General features: G+C 66.6%; 12 protein-coding genes. 9 read left to right on the forward strand and 3 right to left on the reverse strand.

All coding sequences use genetic code 11. The annotated features are described in order from the left end of the window. Positions 1-4 precede the first annotated feature (4 nt). Entirely contained in the window at positions 5-1039 is a 1035-nt protein-coding gene (gene opgC / locus ACQR0U_RS21515) for an OpgC domain-containing protein (protein ID WP_316226559.1), read from the forward strand. Between the two features lie 119 nt (positions 1040-1158). After that, positions 1159-1419 (forward strand): hypothetical protein, encoded by a 261-nt coding sequence (locus tag ACQR0U_RS21520; RefSeq protein WP_315827765.1) that lies wholly within the window; start codon positions 1159-1161, stop codon positions 1417-1419. Positions 1420-1485: 66 nt separating this feature from the next. On the opposite strand, the gene ACQR0U_RS21525 is transcribed toward ACQR0U_RS21520, so the two are convergent. Continuing rightward, positions 1486-3765, reverse strand: a complete 2280-nt coding sequence (locus ACQR0U_RS21525) for a polysaccharide biosynthesis tyrosine autokinase (RefSeq protein ID WP_316170932.1) — start codon at positions 3763-3765, stop codon at positions 1486-1488. A gap of 408 nt (positions 3766-4173) precedes the next feature. Here ACQR0U_RS21525 and ACQR0U_RS21530 point away from each other — a divergent pair, with 408 nt between their 5' ends. The 3 genes from ACQR0U_RS21530 (at position 4174) to ACQR0U_RS21540 (ending at position 9752) form a co-directional block, all read left to right on the forward strand. Further along, entirely contained in the window at positions 4174-4896 is a 723-nt protein-coding gene (locus ACQR0U_RS21530; RefSeq protein WP_316175882.1) for a response regulator transcription factor, read from the forward strand. After that, positions 4896-6275 (forward strand): sensor histidine kinase, encoded by a 1380-nt coding sequence (locus ACQR0U_RS21535; protein WP_315752601.1) that lies wholly within the window; start codon positions 4896-4898, stop codon positions 6273-6275. Before ACQR0U_RS21530 ends, ACQR0U_RS21535 begins: the two co-directional genes overlap by 1 nt. Positions 6276-6632: 357 nt before the next feature. Continuing rightward, the gene (locus tag ACQR0U_RS21540) at positions 6633-9752 is read left to right on the forward strand and encodes an NAD(P)-binding protein (RefSeq protein WP_434872245.1); all 3120 of its coding nucleotides are present in this window, start codon (positions 6633-6635) and stop codon (positions 9750-9752) included. Between the two features lie 8 nt (positions 9753-9760). Here the strand turns inward: ACQR0U_RS21540 and ACQR0U_RS21545 are convergent, their stop codons facing one another. Together ACQR0U_RS21545 and ACQR0U_RS21550 are read right to left on the reverse strand one after the other, a co-directional pair. After that, the gene (locus tag ACQR0U_RS21545) at positions 9761-12829 is read right to left on the reverse strand and encodes an ATP-binding protein (RefSeq protein ID WP_315752508.1); all 3069 of its coding nucleotides are present in this window, start codon (positions 12827-12829) and stop codon (positions 9761-9763) included. A gap of 1062 nt (positions 12830-13891) precedes the next feature. Then, positions 13892-14842 carry a helix-turn-helix domain-containing protein gene (locus tag ACQR0U_RS21550; RefSeq protein WP_315752509.1) on the reverse strand — a complete coding sequence of 317 codons (951 nt, stop codon included), beginning with the start codon at positions 14840-14842 and terminating at the stop codon, positions 13892-13894. Between the two features lie 162 nt (positions 14843-15004). On the opposite strand from ACQR0U_RS21550, the gene ACQR0U_RS21555 reads away from it, so the two are divergent. From ACQR0U_RS21555 to ACQR0U_RS21570, 4 genes are all read left to right on the forward strand, one after another. Next, on the forward strand, positions 15005-16219 hold the full coding sequence (locus tag ACQR0U_RS21555; protein WP_315752510.1) for an amino acid ABC transporter substrate-binding protein: 1215 nt from the start codon (positions 15005-15007) through the stop codon (positions 16217-16219). A gap of 77 nt (positions 16220-16296) precedes the next feature. Beyond that, a complete protein-coding gene (locus ACQR0U_RS21560) occupies positions 16297-17172 on the forward strand; it encodes a branched-chain amino acid ABC transporter permease (RefSeq protein ID WP_315752511.1) in 876 nt (291 codons plus the stop codon). Continuing rightward, a complete protein-coding gene (locus ACQR0U_RS21565; RefSeq protein WP_315752512.1) occupies positions 17169-18836 on the forward strand; it encodes a branched-chain amino acid ABC transporter ATP-binding protein/permease in 1668 nt (555 codons plus the stop codon). The genes ACQR0U_RS21560 and ACQR0U_RS21565 overlap by 4 nt, the downstream gene beginning before the upstream one ends. Then, positions 18829-19578, forward strand: a complete 750-nt coding sequence (locus ACQR0U_RS21570) for an ABC transporter ATP-binding protein (protein WP_315717418.1) — start codon at positions 18829-18831, stop codon at positions 19576-19578. Before ACQR0U_RS21565 ends, ACQR0U_RS21570 begins: the two co-directional genes overlap by 8 nt.

Raw genomic sequence — 19578 nt, forward strand, 5'->3', positions numbered from 1 at the left:
AGCGGTGAGCGCAGCAGGCCAGAAGAGGCGCGAGCTTCTGATCGACTTCTATCGAAGCTGCGCGATGTTGTTCGTGTTCTATCATCACACGGCCAACGTCTTTCCGGACTCCGTCGATCTGTTCACGAAATTCAACCCCTTCGCCGAGCTGTTCGTCGTGATCTCGGGGTTCATGGTCGGGTACGTCTATCTGCACAAGGAGAGGCACGGAGAGCTCCTCGCCCGCGGCTTGAAGGTGCTCGCCGCCTATTTCGTCATCTCGGTGCCGGTCGCGGTCGGCATGGCTGTTCTGGGGAACAAGCGAGAGCCGGTGGGGCAGGCGATTTTCGACGTGCTGACGTTTCAGTCCGAGCCGACCGCCATCACAATCCTCAAGTTCTACGGGCTGATGTTCCTGCTGCTGCCGGTGATCCTGCCGATGTTCAAGCGCGGCAGGCTCCTGGTGCTCGCGTCGTCGGCTGCGATCTTCGTGGCCTCCACCTGGTTCAGCAACACGAGCACGGCAGCCAAGCTCGAGAGTCCCGCCATCATTCTGTTGCTGTTCTCGCTCCAGGCGCAGATGTTCTTCGTGATCGGTATCTGGCTCGGAGATCTCCATCGGTCCAACCGCTTGATCGGACCCGCGTTCTATACGGCGCTGGCGGGGATCTTCACCTTCGGGCTGCTGCTCGATTACAGCCTCGGCTTTCCCAGCAACGGCGAAAAATACCCCTATCGGTTCGACAAGCTCCTCAACCTGCTTTGGACATTGCCGCTGCTGTTGGCGCTGCTGTGGGCGGTGTTCGCGCGCACCCGGCGATCGCCGGCGGTCGCGCTCATCCTCAACGTCGGCCAGAACTCGCTGATCGCGTTCCTCGGGTCGGAGGTGGTGCGGCAATCGGTCAAGCTCGCGCTCCTCCTGGGCGGCGTCCACCCGCAGGTTTACGGCCAGACCGTGATGGGCCTGTTCGATGTCGTCCTGGTCACCGCGGTGCTTTGGCTCTACCGGGCGCACTGGCTGAACCGCCAGACAATGCTGCACCCGCTCAGCGGGCCGTAGCCGCATCTTTCGCCTGAAAGTGTTGCCCTGATGCGCTTGTTCGAATCCTCCCGGGCGGCTTAGCTCATCGCTAACCAATGGCCGCTAGCCTCTCGAAACGCCCGAGGAGGCATGAACTGATGTGGGTGATCGCGCTTCATTTTACAGCCGGGGTGGTTGCCGGGACGATGTTCACGGTTCGCACGCTGCTGGCGCTCGCCGCGATCGTCTTCATGGAGTGCATCGCGGCGTCGATCATCAGCGGGCTGCCGGCCGCGCTCTATGCCGGCGCCGGTCTGATTGCAGTCCAGGTGGGCTATCTCTCGGGCGTCTATGTCCGCAGCGCTCTGGAGCGTGCCGGCATCGCCCATCCCTCCATTCGCCCCGAGCACCAGCGCTGACCGTCGATCGATTTCCGTTGCCGGCCGCGGCCTATGGCGCGCACCGGCCGGCGCGCGCTGATCGACCTACTCGGCCATCACGCTCCCGTAACGGGCGTAATATTTGTGGTTGTAGTAGTCGCCGAAATGATTGGCGTAGCGCTTCAGCGCCTTCATGTTCGTCTTGTTGAGCACGACGCCGAACAGAGCATCGTAGACGTTGGGAGCCGTGTTCAGCGCGTGCTCGACCACCTCGGCCGGCGTGCGCCCCCATTCCACGACGAGGACGAAGCTGTCGAGCAGCGCGGAGATGGCGCGCGCGTCGACAACGGGCGCGAGCGGCGGAAGATCGACGATGACGTAGTCATAGGCTGCCCGCAGCTGCTCGAACAGCTTGCGCATCTGCTCGTTGCCGAGGATGTCGCTGGTGTCGCGCTGCGTGGCACCCGTTCCCGGCAGGAAATCCAGGCGCGTCAGCGGGTCGGTCCAGACTGCGTCTGCGAGCTGGCATCCTCCCAGGACGATGTCGGCGATCCCAGTGCTGGCATCGGGGGCCAGCATGGCGGAAAGCGACGGATTCCTGAGGTCGCAATCGACCACGATCACACGCTTGCCTGAATTTGCGATGAGCTGAGCCAGCGACGCGGCGATGATCGACTTGCCTTCGTTGGGCAGGGCGGACGTCAGTCCGAAGACCTTCCGCGACGTCGGGCTTGGATCCTGGTCGATGGCGACTTTCAACGAGCGGATGGATTCGGCGAAGCGCGATGTGGGCATGGCGGATGCGGCCCAGCAGGTCCCGGGGCCTCTCGTCACCATTCGCGGGCTGGAATCGGGTTCGACCTTGGAAACGGCGTTGACCGTCGCTTTCTTGGTGAACCGGTCGACCTCGCCTCGTTTGAGCAGAGGGACGACCGAGAGGCAGGGCAGGCGCAGGCGATCCTCGACCTGGTCGGTCGTCCGAAAGCTGCGGTCCTTGACTTCTGCGAGCAGGCCGAGGCCGCCGCCGAGCGCCAGGCCCCCGAACAGGCCGAGCGCCATCAGCACGATGGACTTCGGCTTGATCTTCTTCTTCGGCGGCGTGGCCGCTGAGATCACCCGCGCCTTCGCAATCGGGAAGGAGCCCTGCTGGACTGAGCCCATGTAGCGCTGAAGAAAGGTGTCGTAGAGCGTGCGATAGCTCTTGGCGCTGGTCTCCAGCTCGCGGAGGCTGAGCTCGGCCGCCCTGGTATCCTGCGACCGGACAACGGCCTGTGCCAGCTGCTTCTCGATCTCCTGCTGCTGCTGCTTGGACTCCTCGTAATCGTGCTTGGCGACGTCGGCAAGGCGCCGCACCTCGTCGACGATGGCCTGGCGGATGCTCTTCATCGTCGCGCGAATATTGACGACCGCGATATGATCCTTGCCATATTTGGCGGAATACTCGTACTCGCGCTTGGCGTTATCGAGGTATTGCTGACGCAAGCTGTTGATGATGAGCGTGCTGTTCGAATTGCTCAAGGAGAGACCGTCGGGCGGATTGACATTGCCGCTGAGCTCTGCCGGGGAGAAGTCGGAGACCGCGGCTACGCGGTCGATCGTCATATCGGCACTGCTCGTCGCGAGCATGTCGTCGAACCGATTGAGCCGGGTCATCAGCGAGGCGGTACGCGTGCGCACTGCCACCAGACGGTTGGTGAGCTCGGTGACCTGCTGCTGGTCCATGAACCTGCCGTCGGCCGAGACGATGTTGTACCGGCTTTTCAGCTCGTTCACGGAACGTTCGGTCGCGGTCGCGTCGTTGCCGAGATCCTGCAGGCGGTCGTGAAGCCAGGCGGTGATTGTGCGGTGCTCGTTCGCGTCCGCCTTCAACTGCTGATCGAAATACTCCTTGACGATGGCGTTGGCGATCATCGCCGCCCGATTGGGGTCGCTGGCGCTGAAATCGACCTCGACGACCGTGCTCGTGCCAATTCTGAAGGCGTTCATTCTGCGCTGGAATTCGTCGAGGAGATCGTCCATCGAGGGCGCGTTCGGCTGCGGCGCCGAACCCACGAGGCGGCGAACCGCATCAACCGCACCATGCAGCGGGCTGGCTTTGCCGTTGAAGTCGGGATCGTCCGCCAGATTGAGCTTGTCGATGACCGCTGTCGCGATCGACTTCGATTTGAGAATCTCGATCTGCGATTCCATGTCGAGCGGCGGCTCGTCCTGAACGGGCGGTTGCGGCTGGACGACTGCGGCCTTCGAGGTGGTGCCCAGCATGATCTTGACGTCGGCCGAGTAGGTGGGCGGCAGGATTTTCAGCAGGGCGAAGCTCGCCAGGAGCGAAAGCACGGTGGTGATCGCAATCACCAGATAGTGCCGGCGCAGGAATCCCAGCGCCATGTCGAACGGTCCGGGTCCGCTACGTTCCCAACCTTGCTCCTGTGGGGAGGGGTAGGTAACCGTGCTCGCGTTGGGATTGTGCAGCATGTTTGTGGGGCTTTTCAGTTGCGCTTCGGACGTCAGAGCCGCCCGGTTTGCCTGCGAGAACGAGGATCTTGTTTTATAACCATTAAATGATCTGGGAGTGCCGCGCGATTTAATTTATATTAAATCTGATTTTGCTCAGCAAGTGGCTCTGCAAAATTAAATGTCGCCGGCGACATGCCTTGCGCCTGCGGCGGCCTTCTCGGCCGGCCAATGCCGGCGCCGCGGTCGGCCGCATACCGGTATTTGGCTGCCGCGTAACGGCTTGTAACAGTCGCTCCCGGCCCATTGCCAAGCTACGGGTTTTGGGCATCAGTCCTGGCGATGAGCATGCCTGCGGCCACGCTTTTGATGGTGGAGGACGACCCGGAGATCAGCCGGCTTGTCAGCGATTTCATGCGCCGGGAAGGGTTCGAGATCGAGGTCGCCGCCACGGCGCCGGCGATGGATGCCGTGCTGCGGCGGCTGCGGCCCGATCTCATCATTCTCGACCTGATGCTGCCGGGAGAGGACGGGCTTTCGATCTGCCGCCGGCTGCGGCAGAGCGACGACATTCCCATCCTGATGCTGTCGGCCAAGAGCGACGAGATCGATCGCGTGGTCGGGCTGGAGCTCGGCGCCGATGATTACATGGTCAAGCCGTTCGGGCCGCGCGAGCTATTGGCCCGCGTTCGGGCGCTGCTGCGGCGCACCCAGGCGAGCCCACCGCGTGACGCGAGCCGGCGTTTCGGTTTCGACCGGTTCGTACTCGACGTCGATGCCCGCAGCATCGAGATCGTGGATGCGCAGGCCGCGCCGGTCCAGCTGACCTCGGCGGAGTTCGACCTGCTCGCCTGCTTCGTGCAGCGGCCACGGCGGGTGTTGAGCCGCGACCAGATCCTGGACTGGACGCGCGGCCGCTCCGCCGAGCCGTTCGACCGCACCGTCGACATGCTGATCTCGCGGCTGCGGCGCAAGCTCGATGCCGCAAGCCCGGGAACGAACCTGATCACCACCGTCCGCAACGGCGGATACCTGTTCACGGCGACGGTGAGGCCGGTGGCGTGATGATGCGGCTGACGCTTGCGATGCGTATCGGCCTCATCGTCATCATTGGTCTGCTCGCGATCTGGATCGTCACCCTGGCGCGATTCTACCGCGCCCGGACCGCGGACCTCGAAGGCGCGACGCCGCCGCCGACGCGGCTGGCCGCGCTCGCCGAACTGATCGAACGAACACCCGGGGCTGAGCGGGGCAGGGTCGTCGATGCCGTGTCCTCTGACCGCTTCGAGGTCCGGCTGGTCGGACCCGACGCGGCGGTCCGCCTTCCGCGCACCGAGCCCGCGCCGGTCCGGTCCGGATTGCGCGACGCCTATGCCGGTGCGCTCGGTGCGCGCCCGCTGACAATCACCTTCGTGCCGGAGCCGGAGGGACGGTGGTTGCCCAGGCTCGCGCGGACGCCGCAGAATGCCCTGGAGTTTCGCATTGGCCTGAACGGCGGCGATGTTCTCGTCGTGGACTCGCGCGCGTCGCTGGTGCTGACCCAGCAGGGGCTGCCGATCGGCTTCGGCGCGGGCCTGTTCGGTACGCTGGTCGCGCTGTTTGCGCTCCTGATCATGCAGCGTGAGACGCGGCCGCTGGCGCGCTTGGCGGCCGCCGTCGACCGGGTCGACCCCGGCGGGGCGGCGGTGCCGCTGCCGGACGTTCGCCGCAATGCGCCCGAGGTTCGCGCCGTGGTGACGGCGTTCGGGCGACTGCAGGACCGGCTTGCCGATCTGATGCAGGCGCGCATGGCGCTGGTCGGCGGCATTGCTCACGACGTTCGCACCTTTGCCACGCGGCTGCGGCTGCGCGTCGACCAGATCCCGGATGACGCCGAGCGGCAGCGCGCCGTGATCGATATCTCCGACATGATCCGCCTGCTCGACGACGCGCTGCTTGCGAGCCGGGCGGGTGCCGGCGAACTGCCGCAGGAGCTCGTTGCCTTCGACGAACTGGTGCGCGCGGAGGTCGAGGATCGCCGCGCGCATCAGGCGCGGGTGCGCTTCGACCATGCAGGCGACGGGCGCGAGCAGCTGATGCTGGGCGACCGCGTCGCGCTGCGTCGTATCGTCGCCAACATCATCGACAACGCGCTCAAATATGGCGAGGCGGCGCATGTCTCGCTGCAACGCCAGCCGGAGCACGCCGTGCTGACGGTCGACGACGAAGGGCCGGGGATTCCCCGCGACCAGCGCAAGGCCATGCTGGAGCCGTTCACGCGCCTGGACACGTCGCGCAATCGCGGCACCGGCGGAGCCGGGCTCGGACTGGCGGTGGTGCGGACGCTGGTGGAGGCCCATCGCGGCAGCATCGCGATCACCGACGCGCCGCGCGGCGCCCGCATCGTCGTGCGGCTGCCGCTGTTTCTCGACGGGCCCGGCGACGTGCATTCCGATCTGACGTGATCGACGGCAGCGTCGCGATCGGGGCGCTGTCTTTAAGCGGTGGCAGCCCGTCGTTCTTCTCGTAAAAGTTGAGACGACGACGTAGCCGGTGGGAACGATGCGGCGGCCTCGTCTTCGCCTGACGCGATGTCGACGATGCGCCCGCTTGATGATCGCGTGGAGATTGTGATAGGTATTCGATGCATCCTCATTCCATCGCCACGCGGATTGAACTGGGCGTGGCGCCGATTTTGTAAACCCATAGTACCGAATGTCATTCAACCGCACGGGCCGCGCGGATCGCGGACCCGTGCGCCGATGGACGACGTCGTTCCGGCTCGCCCGGGCGAGAACGTCCGAGGTCAGGGGATCATCGACATGGCAGCAAGAAAGACCCGCGTGGCGATATTGGGCGGCGGCATCGGCGCGTTGAGCGCGGCCTTCGCCTTGAGCGAGATCGATCCGCGCGGCGAGCGCTACGAGATCACTCTCTATCAGCTCGGTTGGCGTCTCGGGGGCAAGACCGCCAGCGGACGCAACGCCAAGCAGGGCCAGCGCATCGAGGAGCACGGACTGCATATCTGGGCCGGCTTCTACGAGAATGCCTTCACCATCCTGCGTGCCGCGCTGAAGGCACTCGATGCACCGCCGAGCGATCCGATCAGGACGATCGATGATGCGTTCAAGCGGCAGAACGAGATCTTCTACGCCGAGTACACCGACGGCCAATGGCTGCCCTGGCCGTTCTGGTTTCAGCCGGATGTCGATGAATCGGTCTATCCCGGCAGGGATAGCCTGTGGGCGCCCGCCGACAACATCGTGCCACCGCTCTCGACCCTGCTGCTGCGGACCATCGCGAGCATCATCTTCAACCTGAACTACTATCTCGAGGACTGGCCGGGCGACCAGAATGCCGAGCTGGCGAAGGCGATCGCCGCCATGCCCGCCGAGCGGCAGGTCCGGCTGGCGGCCGTCTCGCCTGATGGCAAGGGCCATCCGCTGCTGCTGCTGGCCCACCGCGTCGGCGAGAAGCTGCACAGTGACGTCGAAGCGATCCGCCGCGATGCCCAGGGCGACATGGCGGCGCTGCTCCATGCGTTCCGCGGCATCGTCAAGGAGCACCAGACGATCGACGGCCTCGAGGAAGGCCTGCGCCGGCTGTTGATCCTCGCCAATCTCGGCATCTGCATGCTGCTCGGCATCATCGAGAACGACTGCCTGACGGACGGGCTGGAGGTTCTCGACAGATACGAATTCCGCAGCTTTCTGGCGCAGCAGGATGAAGAGGCCGCCAACAACGCCATCGTGACCGCTCTCTACGAATACATCTTCGCCTTTCGCAACGGCTCCCGCGAGCCGTCGCAGCAGCAGGTGTCGGCCTGCTCGGCCGTTCAGGGACTGCTGCGGCTGTTCTTCACCTACAAGGGGGCGTTCTTCTATAAATCCGTCGTCGGAATGGGGGATACGATCTGCACGCCGATCTACCAGCTCCTGGCGCGGCGCGGCGTGAACTTCAAGTTCTTTCACAAGGTCACGAGTCTCGAGCCGACCAAGGACGGTAGCAACATCGCGACCATCCACATCGACAAGCAGGTCGAGTTCGTCGATAGCAGATATGATCCGCTGGTCCTGGTGAAGGACTACTGGTGCTGGCCGTCCGAGCCCAAATGGCAGGAGATCGAGAACGGCGAGTACTACGCGCTGAAGGGCTACAATTTCGAGAACGCCTATGGTCCCCCCAACCCGCCGCAGCCGCCCCCGGCGGCCCGGCTCAGCCTGCAGCTCGGCGAGGATTTCGACCAGGTGGTCCTCGGCATCTCGGTCGGCGCGCTCGATGAGATCTGCCGGCCATTGATGCAGCAGAAGCCGGCCTGGGCCGACATGGTCGGCAATCTCCCCACCGTGCGCACGATGGCGCTGCAGCTCTGGCTCGACTGCGCGGTCGGAGATCTCGGAGGTCCCTATGTGGCGCCTGGACCGTCGCTCGAGACGATGGGACCGATCGTCACCACCTGCAAGCCGCCGCTCGACACCTATTCCGACATGTCGCAATTGCTGCCGGCCGAGGACTGGCCGGCGCCGGGGCCACGTTCGATCGCTTATTACTGCGCCATCATGAGTGACGACAGCGCGCCGAACGACGAGCAGCTTGCCGCGGACTATGTGAAGAACGCATCCAAGGACTGGATGACGTCCTGGCTCGATACGCTGTGGACCAACATCGGCAGCGGCAGCACGTTCCGCTGGGATCTCCTGCACGCGCCGAGTGACATCAGCGGATCGGCGCGGCTCGACTTCCAGTTCTGGCGTGCCAACATCAATCCGAGCGAGCGCTATGTGCTGAGCCTGCCGGGCACGCTGCGGCATCGCATGGAGCCCGGCAAGTCCGGCTACGACAATCTCTTCCTCGCCGGCGACTGGACCCGTGTGCCCGAGATCAACGCCGGATGCGTGGAGGTCGCGGCGATGTCCGGCCTCGCCGCCGCCTCGGCGCTGTCCGGCGTCTACATTCCGATCGTCTCGACCAGTCCGGAACCCTACATCACCAACGCCTACGTCAACTACGCCGGATGGATCACGCTTCCGCCGGCGCCCTATATCTGCAACGACTCGACCTTCTACGGCTTCGCCGTACCGGCCGACCTCGGCGCCTGCCAGCGGTTCCTCGACCGCTCCTTCAACCGCGTCGCGGGCCGCGACCAGTTCCGCGTGATGCTGGACATGGCCTTCGTCAACGTCATCCAGGTGCGCAAGAGCCAGGCGGCCACGCCGCCCTTCGCGGAGCAGGGCACGATGTCCGAGACCGATGTCGGGCTGTGGCTCCTGGTCGGCAGCTATGAGCGCGGCGCGGTGCTGCCGAAAACGATCGGCTTCGTGCCGGCCTATCTGTTCGTCGACAATGCCTGGTCGGTCGTTGCGGGGCAGGAGGTCTGGGGCTTTCCCAAATATCACGCGACCATCGTTCAGCCGATCAGCGCACCATCGAACGATCCGTTCGACGTCTCGGGACTGGCGATTGCCTGCTACGGGCCCGAGGCCCATGCCTCCCAGCAGCGCATCATCCGAATCGAAGGCACGGCGGGATCGACCCCGACCGCGGCGGGCTCTCCGGCGGATGCATTCCGGCAGCTCTGTGCCGGGGCCGACCAAGAGCGAATGAAGCAGCTCGTGACCGGGCCGGGCATGGCGTCGTTCCTGGGCGGCGTCTGGGGCCTGCCGATCCCCGTGTTCTATCTCAAGCAGGCGCGGTCGGCGGACAGTCTCACCGCGGCGAGCTACAAGACGCTGTTGAACGGCGCGCTCGACCTGACGGGGCTGCGCAGCTGGCAATTGCAGTCGGGCAACTGGTCGATCGAGATGAGCGCGCTCGATAGCCTGCCGTTCATTCGCGATCTCGGGCTCGGCACGCCCGTCGACGGCAAGCTCGTGCTGACCGCGACCACGCGCATCTGGGCCGAGATCGATTTCACCGTCGCCAGGGCCTGCCCCATGGCCTGAGCAGGTCGTCACGCCGATTGTCGCCTCGGCGCGTCATCGTCGATGGCGGCGAGCCGCGCCGCCGCCCGGCGCAGGAACGCCGACGCGCCCTGCGCCTCGGCGACCGCGACGGCCTCGCGTAGCGCGGCCGTCACCTGGCCGGGTGCGGTGTCGGGGAGGGCGGCCAGGATCTCGGCGCGCCGCCGATGCAGCGGCGACAGGAAATAGCCGTCGCCATAGCGCCGCGCGGCGTCGATCGCCGCGTCGATCGTCTGCATCGCCTCGGCCGTCTTGCCGACGATCAGTTGCAGACCGGCGACCTCGCCGAGATAGAAGCAGGAGAAATGCATCATGCCGAGCGTCTGGAACGCCGGCAACGCCTCAGATGCCGCCGCCAGCGCCTCGTCTGGAGTCCTGCCGAGATGGCCGCGGGCATGCGCCTGCAGGCTGCCCGCCACCAGCTGATAGAGCGGATAGCCATGGTCACGGCAGATGCGCAGGGCCTCCTCGGTGGCGAGGAGGACATCCTCGTAGTCGCCGCGTGCGAGCTGATAGAAGGCGAGCCACGACAGCGCCCAGGCGAGGTCGAACGGACGTCCGAGCCGGCGCGCATGTGCGATGAGATCGCTGGCGACGGCGGCCGCGCCGGCATCGTCGCCCATCGCATGCAGCACCTGCAGCAGCGAGGCCTGGCCGGCGACCAGCGGATCCTGAGAGGACAGCTGCGGCAGCCGCGCGCCGTCCGATGCCTGATAGAGCTGCACCGCGGCGGCCAGCAGCCGGCGCGCGGCGGGGAGGTCGCCTCTGGCGAAGAGAATGTAGCCCAACGCAACGCCGCTCTCGATGCGATGCTCGGGAAGGCCGGTCTGCTCGCCGATTCCCAGGCACAGATGCGCCATCTCCTCGGCACCATCGAGATCGCCCGCGATGATCAGGAAACTGCAGATGCCGCGCAGCACGGCGAACAGGCCGGCGGTGTTGCCGAGTGCGTCGCAAATCGCCCGTGCCTCGGACAGCGCCTTGCCGACCTCGGGCACGGTGTAGCCGCGCGAGGCAGCGAGGCTGACGGCAAGCCCGATCAGGAGCTCGAGCTCCAAGTCGGCGCGCTCGCCGTCGGCGGATTGATGACGCAGCAGGTCGAGCGCCGTTTGCAGATGTCGCGCCGCTTCGACATGCGCGGCGCGCGAGGCGGCGCGCCGGCCCGCGTCCGCCCATAGCGGGATGGCTTCGGCGATCGCGCCACTCTCGGTGAAATGATAGGCCAGCAACTCCGGCTCGGTGTCCCGCGTCTCGGGAAAGCGATCGCGCAGCACCGCGGCGATCCTGCCGTGCAATGTCTGGCGTTCGCGCCGGAGCAGGGACTCGTAGGCGGCGTCGCGGATCAACGCGTGCTTGAACGTGTAGAGGCTGTCGGGCGGCGCGCCGCTGCTCTCCACGAGGCCGGACTTGACGAGCTGATCCAGGCTCTCGCCGAGCCTGGCTTCGGGCTCCGCCACGATGGCCGACAACAGATCGTAGCTGAAGCGGCGGCCGATGGCGGCACCGAGATTGGCAATCCGGCGCGCCGGCCCCAATCGGTCGAGCCGCGCAACCAGGGAGTCCTGCAGCGAGGCGGGAATGGCCACGCTCGCATGGCCGTCCCGTGCGGGCGCCGCGGAGGCTTCGACGACGTACTTCGCCAGCTCCTCCAGGAACAGCGGAATGCCTTCGCCACGGTTGACGATCTGGCGTAGCGTCGCTGCCGGCAGCGCGGCCGAAGCGGCCACATGGGTGCAGATCCGCTCGGCGTCGCCCTGACTCAATCGCCCGAGCGGGAGCCGCGTGACCTTCGGGCTCGCGGCCCAGGGCGGCTCATATTCGAGCCGGGCCGTGACCACGATCAGCCAGCGGCGTTGTGCGGCGCGCTGGATCGCCCGATCGAGCAGCTCGAGCGTGGTCGTGTCGCTCCAATGCGCGTCTTCCAGCACCAGCAGCGCGGGCCCGGTCGGCACCATCATGTCGATCAGCCGGAGCAGCGTCTCCCGCGTGACCTCCGAGCGCTTCTCGACGGTCATCGTCTGCAGCGGATTGTCCGGTTCGGGCGCGACGCCAAGGACGTCGGCGAGCACGGCGCGCGCGGTGGTGTCGGTGACGCCGTGCGCGTTCATGAAGCGATCGAGCTTGTCGCGACGCGTCGCTGCGCCGTCGGTGCGGTCGAAGCCGGCGATGAGCGCGAGCTGTTCCGAGATCGGATACAGCACGCTGTCACAACGGGTGGGGCTGCAGTGCCAGATCATCTGCAGCTGGGAGACGTCGGCCACGCGCCGCCGCAGCTCCTCGACCAGCCGCGACTTGCCGATGCCCGGCTCGCCATGGAGCAGCACCACCTGTCCGCTGCCGAACCGCGCCGCCGCCCAGCAATCGAACAGACGCGCCAGCTCCTGGTCGCGCCCGACCAGGGGGGAGCTTTCGCCGCGAATGCGGGCGTGGAAACGGCTCGCGACGGCGGCTTCTTCCAGCACCTCGAACGCCTCGACCGGTGCGGCGAATCCCTTCAGCGCGAACGTGCCGAGATCGCGGAAGTCGAACATGCCGCGCGCGATGCGCTCGGTCGTCCGGGCCACGACGATGCTGTCGGGGGCGGCGATCGATTGCAGCCGCGCCGCGAGATTCGGCGTCTCGCCGACGATGTCGACCGGGCGGCCGTCGGCGCGGGGCATGAGGTCGCTGACCACGACGAGGCCGGTGGCAATGCCGATGCGCAGACGCAGTGGTTGGCCTTGCGCGGCATCGAGCCGGCCGACGGCGTCGCGCAGCGCGATGGCGGCGCGGATCGCGGTGGCCGCATCGTCTTCCCCCGCACGCGGATAGCCGAAATAAGCGAGCACGCCGTCGCCGGCATATTGCGTGATGGCGCCGCCATGGCGGCCGATGACGTTTTCGCAGGTCGTCAGGAAGGCGTCGATGACGCTGGTCATATCTTCCGGATCGAGCCTGACGGTGAGCGAGACGGAGCCGACGAGATCGCAGATCAGCGCCGTCACCTGCCGCCGCTCGGCGCGATGCATGCCGAGCAGGCGCGAACTCGTCGTCGTATCGGATGACGGCTGTCGCAACACCCCGCCACACCCGCCGCAGACATCCGAGCCCGGTGGATTGGGCCGGCCACAGGTTTCACAATCCATCTGCGTTCGGGCTCCCGGACACGGCTACGGAATGCGAATGAGCGCGAAGCGCGGAGCTGGCGATGCGGGCGCGATCGCGGCGCCCGTATCGACCGACGTCGCGCGCCGAGCGCGAAGCATCGGTTTGCGGTACTGGCATTTCGCGTGCGACCAGGACCGGCTGATCATATTCAACTCATAGCGCATTCGTGGCAGGGTAGCAACGGTGCCGCCATACTCGCGATGGCTCCGGGGAGCGGGGACGATATCGGACGGCTCCCTCGGGTGTCCTCGATGCTGGCGGGACCGTTCAAGCCTGCGACGATTTGACATCAATGTGAAACATCAGGTCGCCTCCCTTGCGGACGGGCGCGCGTGATCGCGCGATCCCGCGGCGGGCGATCCGTCCGGGTGATGCATCGTGAAGCCCTCGCGAAGCGTGAGGGCGCAGGGAAGGCCGGACCTCGACTGAGGCCCGTGGCCCGCCTGCGAAAAAAATGCAGGCGGCAGGTACCACAGGTCAGCCGGAAACCCGGCCCTCCCTGCGCGATGGCTGAACGGCTGCTTCGCGTTCTCCCTGGTGCGCCGGGCTTTCTGGCCACCATCCCCACGCGAAGCGAAGCCTCAACGTGAGTTGACATCAGCATCGGGATATCAGGACCGCGCGACTTGACCGTGCGTGGCGAATTGTTCGTCGGCGCGAGCAACCCGCGCTGCAATCCACCACGCCCACCGCTCCCCGCCTCGCGTCTCGTGACGACCGCGATACGCCCCTCAGCTCGAGACGGGATGCGGGAATAGAACCATGATTTCCGGAAAAACGAAAGAGAAATGTTTTCGGCGCGGGGACTGGACAGGCCAAATCAGCTTGATCGCGCAGCGGAAATCAGTTTCCCTGCGCATTGAGCATCCAGCGGTTGCGCCGCCCGTCCGAACTCGGGATTTGCTGCTCCGACGCTGACACGTCGTCCTGGACTGACAAAGAGGACGACCGAGGCGCTTGGCCGCGCCGCGCCGTCACGGCCAGTCGGCGAAGTTGAGCATGGTCCGTGACTGGCCTTTGGTCCGCTGCGACGAAACACCCTTGCGCCAGGCGCCCGGTGATTGACCGGTGTGCCTGACGAAGAAGCGGTTGAAATAGGCGCTGTCCTTGAAGCCGAGCGCGAAGGCGATCTGCTTGATCGTCGCGGTGGTGGTTTCGAGCCGGGTCGCCGCTTCCTGAATGACGCGCTGCTGAATCAGCGCGCTCGGTGACCGCTGCAGCACCCGGGTGCACAGCGCGTGCAGGCGATCCGGCGTGACGCCGAGCAGCGCAGCGTAGTCGGCGACCCGCAACTGCTGATGAAAGCGTTCCTCGACGAGCCGGCGAAAGCGGCTCAGGATCTCGGCGCTGGAGCCTTGTGCCTCGCCGGCGCTCTCGTCGGCAAACAGCCGCCAGAAGCGCAGCACGCACAGGGTCAGCTCCGATGACATGATCGAGGCCGCGCCGCGCCGTGAGGGATTTTCGATCTCCGCTGCAATCGCCGCCATCGAGCGCGCGATGACCGCGGCGAACTCAGCCGTGACGGAGAAGGCCAGGACGGCCTCGGTGCCTGCGAGGTCGAGATAGGCGGGCTCGGCCGAGGAGGGCAGGTGGCGGTGCCAGAGCCCGGAGCGCAGCCGCAGGAGATGCCCGGCGGAACCTGCCGCGACGTCGAGATGCTCGGCCCCTCCCGCCGGTACCCAGACCAGCGCCGCACCGGCCCAGATCTGGATTTCTTCTTCGGCGAAGCGCACCGAGGCCGTTCCGGCGGTCAGGCAGAGCAGGTGGACGAACGGCCGCGCGGCATCCGAGCGCAGGGCCCAGCGCCGTGCCTCGAAATGCGAGGGGATGGCTTCGGCCCCGAGCGCTGCCGGGGTGCCACGGGCCGCCGGCGGCAGCGTCCGAGGCGCGGCGTTACGCGCGGTCGTCGCCCCAGAAAAGTGCACTCTTTTACCGGAACTGTCCATTGCGCCACCCAAGCCTGCGGTGTTTCCCTCGTCAAGTCCCGACGACCGCAAACAAAAAACCGCGGACGACGCCGGGGCAGAGGAACGTCACCGATTCACCCGCGCGGTCCGCGCGCGTGAACATGGGAGGAGGACAGAGAGATGACTTCGACCAACCGTCGTCAGGTGTTGCGGATCGCGGGGGCGGCGATCGCAGCCGGCTTTGCCGTATCGGCCGCCCAGGCCCAGCAGGACAAGATCCGCATCGGTTATGCGATCTCGAAGACCGGCCCCTATGCCGGCGGCGCCGGCATCACCACGCTGCCCAACTATCAGCTCTGGGTGAAGGACGTGAACGCGGCCGGCGGCATCAAGCTCGGCGACAAGCGGCTGCCGATCGAGATCGTCGAATATGACGACCGCAGCTCGTCGGAAGAGGCGGTGAAGGCGATCGAGCGCCTCGCCAACCAGGACAAGGTCGACTTCATCCTGCCGCCCTGGGGCACCGGTCTCAACCTTGCGGTCGGTCCGACCTTGAACCGGCTCGGCTATCCGCATCTCGCGGTGACGTCGGTGACCGACAAGGCGCCAGAACTCGCCAAGCGCTGGGCCAATGCCACCTTCTGGCTCGGCACGTCGGCGCAGATCTCCAATGGGCTCGCCGAACTGCTCGGCAAGCTGAAGAGCGAAGGCAAGATCGGCGGCACCGTCGCGATGGTCAGCGTGGCCGACCAGTTCGGCATCGAGCTGGCCGCCGCCGGGCGCGAGGCCTTCAAGAAGGCCGGACTGACCGTCGCCTACGACAAGACCTATCCGATGGGCTCGCAGGACCTGCAGCCGCTGCTCAAGGATGCGATCGCGAGCAAAGCCGATGCCTTCGTCGCCTTCAGCTATCCGCCGGATACGATCGGGCTGACCGAGCAGGCGCAACTGCTCAAGTACAATCCGAAGGTCTTCTATGTCGGCGTCGGCACGGCGTTCCCGCTGTTCAAGGGCAAGTTCGGGGCAGGCAGCGACGGCGTGATGGGCATCGGCGGCTGGAACGCCGACTCGCCCGCGCTCAAGGACTATCTCGCCCGCCACAAGGCGGCGACCGGGCAGGAGCCGGATCGCTGGGCGAGCCCGATCACCTATGCCAGCCTGCAGGTGCTGCAGCAGGCGATCGAAAAGGTCGGCAAGGTCGACCGTGCCGCGGTCGCCAAGGAGATCCGCGAGGGCTCTTTCGACACCATCATCGGCAAGGTGAAGCTGAAGGACGGCCTGCTGCAGGAGGTCTGGAGCGTCGGCCAGTGGCAGAACGGCGAGTTCTACGCCGTGGCGCCGGCCTCGCTGCCCGGCGCACGCGCCGCGGTCGTGCCGAAGCCCGAGTGGAAATAGCCGGAACGAGGTCGTGAGCTTGCGGACGCGCGTCAAGGCGCGCGCGTCCGCGGGCCTCGCGCAAGAGGCACCATCCCATGTTGCTGTTCGACATCCTGCTGCCCGGTCTGGTGCTGGGGGGCATGTATGCCCTGATCGCGCTCGGCCTGACGCTGCAATATGGCGTGGCGCGCATCATGAACCTGTCCTATGGCGAGTCGCTGGTCGCGGCCGCGTTCGGCACGCTGTCGCTCTATTCCGGGCTGCAACTGAGTCCGCTGCTGGCGCTGCTGCTCGCGATGCCCGCCGCGGGACTGCTGAACTGGCTGCTCTACAGGCTGTTGCTGCAGCGGCTGATCCGCCGCGGCAAGGACGCCGGTGCCCAGGAGGTCGACAGCATCCTCGTCACCTTCGGCGTGCTGTTCGTGATCCAGGGCATCATGCTGGTCGCTTTCGGCGGGCAGTATTACAGCTACAGCTATCTCTCCATTCCCGTGACAGTGCTCGGCTCGACGCTCGCGGTGAACCGGCTGGTCGCGCTTGGTTTCGCCGCACTGATCGGCACCGGCGTCTATCTCGCGCTGACGCGGACAAGGATCGGCACGGCCGTGCGCGCCGTCGCGGTCGATGCCAATGCCGCGCGGCTGGTCGGCATCGATGTCGCTTGGCTCGCAGGACTGGCGTTTGCGTTCGGCGGCGGACTGGTCGCGGCCGGCGGCGTGCTGGTCAGCATGTTCCTCACCTTCAACGCCTCGATGGGCGTCGTATTCACGATGAAGGCGCTGGTGGTCGTGATCATGGGCGGCGTCGGCAACGTCATGGGCGCGCTGGCCGCAGGGCTGCTGCTCGGCGTCGTCGAGACCGCGGTGGCGCGGCTGGTCGATCCCGGGCTGACCTTGGCCGCGACGTTTGCGATGTTTCTCGCCGTGCTGCTGATCCGGCCGACCGGACTGTTCGGAAAGGCGGCGTCGTGATCAGCCCCGGCAAGATTCTGGCCTGGTGCATCGGGCTCGTCGGCGTTGCCGCGGCGGTCACGCTGCCGCTCTATGCCAACGGCTACTATCTCGCGCTCGGCATCAGCATTCTCTATTTCACCGTGCTGGCAACCGCCTGGGCCATGTTCTCCGGGCCGACCCGCTACGTCTCGCTGGCGACCGCTGCGTTCTTCGGCATCGGCGCCTATACGGCGGCGGTGACGGGCGAGACGCTGAGCTGGCCGCTGCAACTGATGACCGCCGCGGGTGTCGGCGCTGTCGTCGCGGCCATCACCGGCCTGTCGACGCTGCGGCTGTCCGGCATCTACTTCATCATCTTCTCGTTCGGCCTGGCCGAGCTGATCCGCCAGCTCGTGATCTGGTACGAGGTCAACATCCACAAATCGGTCGGCCGCTATCTGTTCAGCGACATCACCCAGGAGATGCTGTACTGGCAACTCTGCGCGCTGACGGCGCTGGTCTTCCTCGCCGGCTTTCTGCTGACGCGCTCGCGCTATGGCCTCGCGCTGCGCGCGATCGGCGCCGACGAGACCGCCGCGCGCCATTCCGGCATCGATGCGACCGCGGTGAAGCTCGGGGTCTTCATCCTCAGCGCGGTGTTCATGTCGGTGACCGGCGCGATCATGGCGCCGCGCTGGACCTATATCGATCCGGCGATCGCGTTCAACCCGATGATCTCGTTCCAGGTCGTGATCATGGCGCTGCTCGGCGGTGCCGGCTCGCTGATCGGCCCGGTGCTCGGCGTCATCCCGCTTGTGCTGCTGTTCGAGGTGCTGACAGCCGCGCTGCCCAACCATTTCAGCATCGTGCTCGGCCTCATCTTCATCGGCATCGTGATGGTGCTGCCGAGGGGCGTGATCGGGTTGGTCGATCGGGTCTGGCGGCGCGAGCCCAAGGTGGTCGGCGCCAAACCGGAGCAGGGCGGAACGCTGCTCACGGCCGAGACTGTCGGCAAATCCTTCGGCGGCCTGCGCGCCGTCGACCAGGTCAGCCTGGACGTCCGCGCCGGCGAGATCCTCGGCGTCATCGGCCCCAACGGCTCGGGCAAGACGACGCTGCTCAACATGCTCTCGGGCGCGCTCGTGCCCTCGGCCGGCACGATCCGCTTCGGCGGCACCGTCATCAGCGGCCTCGCGGCGCACCGGATCGCGCGGCTCGGGCTTGCCCGCACCTTCCAGTTGGTGCGGGTGATGCCGGACCTGACGGTCGCCGAGAATGTCGCGGCGGCGGCGTTGTTCCGCACGCGCCAGACCGGTGCGGCCGCAGAATCGATCCATGAGCTGCTCGCCCTGGTCGGCCTCGATGGCATGGCGGAGATGCCGGCGGGCGATCTCACTTACATCGACCAGAAGCGGCTGGAGCTCGCCCGCGCGCTGGCGCTGCATCCGCGGCTTGTGCTGCTCGACGAATGGCTGGCTGGGCTCAATCCGACCGAGCTGGAGACCGGCATCAGGCTGATCGCCTCGCTGCGCGACCGCGGCATCACCATCGTGATGGTCGAGCATGTGATGGATGCGATCCGCGCGCTGTGCGACCGCTGCGTCGTCATGAGCGCGGGCGTCGTGATCGCGCGCGGCACGCCGGACGAGGTGCTCGCCGATCCCGCGGTGATCACAGCCTATCTCGGAGAGCCCGATGCTTGAGATCAAGCGGCTGTCGCACGCCTATGGCAAGCACCAGGCGCTCACCGATGTCGCGCTCGAGGTCGCGCGCGGCGAGATCGTCGCCATCCTCGGCGCCAATGGCGCCGGCAAGTCGACGTTGCTGAAGGCGATCGCGGGACTGATCCAGCCGTCGCCCGGAGCCGTGATCCGGCTCGGCGGGACGGACATCGGCTCGCTCGCGCCGCATCTGATCGTCGAGCGCGGCATCGCGCTGGTGCCGGAAGGCCGCGGCGTGTTCGGCGATCTCACCGTCGCCGAGAACCTCCAGCTCGGCGCTTATCCTTCGCGCGCCCGCGACGGCGAGGCCGCGCGGCTGGCGCACGTGCTCGCGCTGTTTCCGCGTCTTACCGAGCGCATGGGGCAGGCGGTGCGCACCATGAGCGGCGGCGAGCAGCAGATGGTCGCGATCGGCCGCGCGCTGATGTCGCGGCCCGACCTGCTGCTGCTCGACGAGCCGTCGCTCGGCCTGTCGCCGCTCTTGAGCCGCGAGGTGTTCCGGGCGCTGAGAACGATCCGCGGCGACGGCGTCGGCATCCTCATGGTCGAGCAGAACGCCCGCGCCAGCCTCGACATCGCCGACCGCGTCTACCTGATCGAGCAGGGACGCAATGCCGGCGAGGGGCCGGCGCCCGAGATGAAGAACAATCCCGACATCCAGCGCGCCTATCTCGGCCAGTCGCGCGCGCCGGCTTCCGCAACCGCAACAACCCCATCGACCTAG

It is taken from the genome of Bradyrhizobium sp. HKCCYLRH3097, assembly GCF_051167875.1.
Taxonomy (GTDB): Bacteria; Pseudomonadota; Alphaproteobacteria; order Rhizobiales; family Xanthobacteraceae; genus Bradyrhizobium.

What these genes read in the sequence shown, in the direction of transcription:
- ACQR0U_RS21520 (WP_315827765.1), top strand. Translation starts at nt 1,159, where the DNA reads ATGTGGGTGATCGCGCTTCATTTTACAGCCGGGGTGGTTGCCGGGACG.
- ACQR0U_RS21525 (WP_316170932.1), bottom strand. Translation starts at nt 3,765, where the DNA reads ATGGCGCTGGGATTCCTGCGCCGGCACTATCTGGTGATTGCGATCACC.
- ACQR0U_RS21530 (WP_316175882.1), top strand. Translation starts at nt 4,174, where the DNA reads ATGAGCATGCCTGCGGCCACGCTTTTGATGGTGGAGGACGACCCGGAG.
- ACQR0U_RS21535 (WP_315752601.1), top strand. Translation starts at nt 4,896, where the DNA reads ATGATGCGGCTGACGCTTGCGATGCGTATCGGCCTCATCGTCATCATT.
- ACQR0U_RS21540 (WP_434872245.1), top strand. Translation starts at nt 6,633, where the DNA reads ATGGCAGCAAGAAAGACCCGCGTGGCGATATTGGGCGGCGGCATCGGC.
- ACQR0U_RS21555 (WP_315752510.1), top strand. Translation starts at nt 15,005, where the DNA reads ATGACTTCGACCAACCGTCGTCAGGTGTTGCGGATCGCGGGGGCGGCG.
- ACQR0U_RS21560 (WP_315752511.1), top strand. Translation starts at nt 16,297, where the DNA reads ATGTTGCTGTTCGACATCCTGCTGCCCGGTCTGGTGCTGGGGGGCATG.
- ACQR0U_RS21570 (WP_315717418.1), top strand. Translation starts at nt 18,829, where the DNA reads ATGCTTGAGATCAAGCGGCTGTCGCACGCCTATGGCAAGCACCAGGCG.